The 3,391-nt window shown below is 60.0% G+C and carries 3 protein-coding genes; 2 read left to right on the plus strand and 1 reads right to left on the minus strand.

Going from position 1 to position 3,391, the window contains the following annotated elements; genetic code table 11:
- Positions 1 to 186 (minus strand): GTP-binding protein (locus QOC89_RS10655; RefSeq protein ID WP_323044974.1); only part of this gene is annotated, 186 nt, incomplete at its 3' end.
- 460 nt (positions 187 to 646) lie between these two features.
- On the opposite strand from QOC89_RS10655, the gene QOC89_RS10660 reads away from it, so the two are divergent.
- Positions 647 to 1,096 carry a Fur family transcriptional regulator gene (locus tag QOC89_RS10660; RefSeq protein ID WP_323044975.1) on the plus strand — a complete coding sequence of 150 codons (450 nt, stop codon included), beginning with the start codon at positions 647 to 649 and terminating at the stop codon, positions 1,094 to 1,096.
- 259 nt (positions 1,097 to 1,355) lie between these two features.
- Positions 1,356 to 3,391: TonB-dependent receptor (locus QOC89_RS10665; RefSeq protein WP_323044976.1), on the plus strand; the 2,036-nt coding region annotated here is incomplete at its 3' end.

The following is a 3,391-nucleotide window of genomic DNA, read 5'->3' on the forward strand; positions in this document are numbered from 1 at the left end:
CATCTCGAACACTTCTTCGTCCGCGTTGATCACCAGCGCATCGTCAATGCCAATTTCACCGAACTCGTTTTCCATCACGGCAATACGCAGACCGTGCTTCTCGCTCAGGATACGATTGAGGAGCGTCGTCTTGCCCGCGCCCAGAAAACCAGTCAGCACTGTGACTGGAACACGTGTGTCGTCCATGGTAGCTCGCTGTAGTCAATAGGAAAGCGTCCAGGGATTTGCCGACCCTGGCCGAAGTGAACCGCACATCGCATTGGGAACAGGAAATAACTTCAATCGTGGCGTGCGCGGCCTCATAGAACGCGTTCGCCAAACCATGCTGTCTGCTCATGTGGACCGAGCCGAACGCAGGTTGGAGAAATGTTATATCATTCCAGTCTCTTTGAGGAGATGGGTTCGGGTTGGGCAAAGCCGCAGGTAGGGCACTCCATAGCCCGCCAATCGCTGTAGTGCCAGCCGTTTACCGGTGGTGTCCTTGTTCACATGAGTAAGGCGCTAACGGGTGCCGGCTAGTGAGGCTCACAAAAAGTCATGGGTCGCCACCCGTAGCTGCTGCGATGGCTTCGCTTCGCGAGGAGATGTCACGATTTACGAAAGGTAGCAAGCGGCTTTTGACGCGTAACGATAGTGCAAGCACTCGATGACCAAAATACATGCGACGAATGCATTCTTACGGCAGGCAGACGCCCGCTGCGCATTGCGCGGGCATCGGCTGACGCCCCAGCGCCGACAGGTCCTCGCATTATTGCTGAGCCGGGGCGGCCGCGCCACGGCGTACCAGTTGCTGGAAGACATGCACGCGACCCGTGCCAATGCCTCACCGGTCACCATCTACCGAGCGTTGCATTTCCTGATGGAACAAGGCCTGGTGAGACGGGTCGCAACGACCAGTACCTTCATGGCGTGCAGCGATGTCGATGGAGAGCACGCGGTCTTCATGGTGTGCAAGCGCTGCGGGTCAGTTTCGGTGGTCCGCGACGAGGCGCTGCGAAGGAAGCTCGAGCGCGCAGCGCGCACTGCTCACTTCGTTGTGAACGGGCAGGAAACGGAGATCAAGGGGTTGTGCGAATCCTGCTCGGTCGCCCCGTGATCCTTCGTACCCGCCACGCAATGCAGCCAGCAGCCAGAAAAAAAACGCCATGCGTGTATTATTTTTTAACGCAATGTTATAACATTGCGATCCGCATCGTATTTAAGAGTTTGCGCGCAAAGGTTACTGATCCCGATAGCGGTGGCGTTAGAAGCACGGCCGCAGGGCGGTATTGCCTGGGACAAGGACAGCTGGGCGCGATGACGCAGGGGATACCGCGTAGCGCGATGCGACCTATTCAATAACGACAGTCAACTTAATGAAACATCGCACACTTTTCTCTCACGCTGCGCTGCTGCTCTTCGCGCAAGCGCTATCGGGCCATGTCTATGCCGCACCAAGCGGCGGCTCGGTAGGCGGCCTCGTTACGGATAGTCTCGGCAAGCCCGTAGCGGACGCCAAGGTGGTCCTTCAAACCGCAACGGGGGCGTCGGCAGGAACAACAAAAACCGACGCAAGCGGGCATTTCTCAGTGCAGGACGTCGCGCCGGGAACCTATGCGATCGTTGTCACCGCAACGGGTTTTGCTAGCGGGAGCAGCGTCACCACCACCAGCCCCGAAACGGCAAGTTCCGTTACCGTCGCGCTTACAAAAAGCGACGCGATTGACGTGCGGGTCAGCGCCCAGCGCCTGGACCAGGCGCGCAACGGACTGTCGCCGGAAACCGGCAGTAGTGTGTACCGCATTACCGACTCGGACATCAAGAACATGCCGCAAGGCGAAGCGACGCCGCTGAACCAGGTGCTGCTGCAAGCGCCCGGCGTCGCACAGGATTCGTACGGCCAGATTCATGTGCGAGGGGAACACGCGAACCTGCAGTACCGGATCAACGGCATCATGATTCCGGAACCGATCTCCGGCTTCGGCCAGTCTTTCGATACCCGCATCATCGACCGGGTGGACCTGCTCACCGGCGCGCTTCCCGCGCAATACGGGTTGCGGACCGCCGGCATCGTCGACATCACGACCAAGTCGGGCGAGAGCGGCAACGGCGGGTCGATAGACATGTACGGCGGTAGCCACGGCACCGCGCAGACCAGCGGCAACGTGTACGGCACCGAGGGCGCGCTGACCTACTTCTTCAGCGGTTCGGCCGGCGTCAACGATCTCGGCATCGAAGCGCCAACGTCGGACGGCTCGCCGCTGCACGACCACACGCGGCAAGGCAACGCGTTCGGCTACATGTCGTACCTGATCAACCCGCTGACCCGCGTCAGCGTCGTCTTTGGCACCGCGAGCAACCAGTTCCAGATCCCGAATACACCGGGCGTGACGCCTGGCTACACGTTTACTGGCGCGCCCAATGTCAATTCGGCCGATCTCAATGAAACGCAAAGCGAGCTCACCCAATTCGCGACCGTCGCGTTGCAGGGGACGAACGGCGACAAGCTCGACTACCAGCTCTCGTACTTCACGCGCTACACGCGCACGCAGTTCAATCCGGACCCAATCGGTGACCTGCTCTATACCGGCGTCGCCTCGCAGGACTTCCGCAGCAATTGGGCCAATGGGCTGCAGGGCGATACCACCTACCGGCTGAACAGTTCGCACACGCTGCGCGCTGGCGTGTATTTCGAACAGGACAGCGCGGTCGCCAACGATAGCGTCTCGGTGTTCGAGACTAATCCCGATGGCACGCAGTCCACGTTCCAGCCGAACACGATAAACAGCGCCAGCACGACGATCGGCCGGCTCTTCGGCGTCTATGTGCAAGACGAGTGGAAGCTGAGCGACAAGCTCATCCTCAATTACGGGTTGCGCTTCGACATGATGAACGAGGTCGTCGACGCCAGCCAGTTGAGCCCACGCATCGGCCTCGTGTACAAGGCAACGCCGAGTACCACGCTGCACGCGGGCTACGCGCGATATTTCACGCCCCCGCCACTCGAGCTGCTCGCGCCGACCACGGTGGCGCAGTTCAACAACACGACGAACCAGGCCGCGAGTCCGCAAAATTCGCCGGTGCAGCCGGAGCGCAGCAATTACTATGACATCGGCGTAACCCAGCGCATCGGCTCCCCCATCACGGTAGGCGTCGATGCTTACTACAAGCAGGCAACCGACCTGCTCGACGAAGGACAGTTCGGCACCGCCCTGATCAACACGCCGTATAACTACGCGACCGGCCACGACTACGGCGTCGAATTCACCGCCAACTACAAGGATGAGCATTTTTCCGCGTACGCGAATCTGGCGCTCAGCCGCGCAACTGGCGAGAACATCATCTCAGGCCAGTTCAATTTCGATCCCGCGGAACTTGCGTACATCGCCAGCCATCCCGTCAACCTCGACCA

The sequence above is a fragment of the Paraburkholderia sp. genome, assembly GCF_034668105.1.
Taxonomy (GTDB): Bacteria; Pseudomonadota; Gammaproteobacteria; order Burkholderiales; family Burkholderiaceae; genus Paraburkholderia.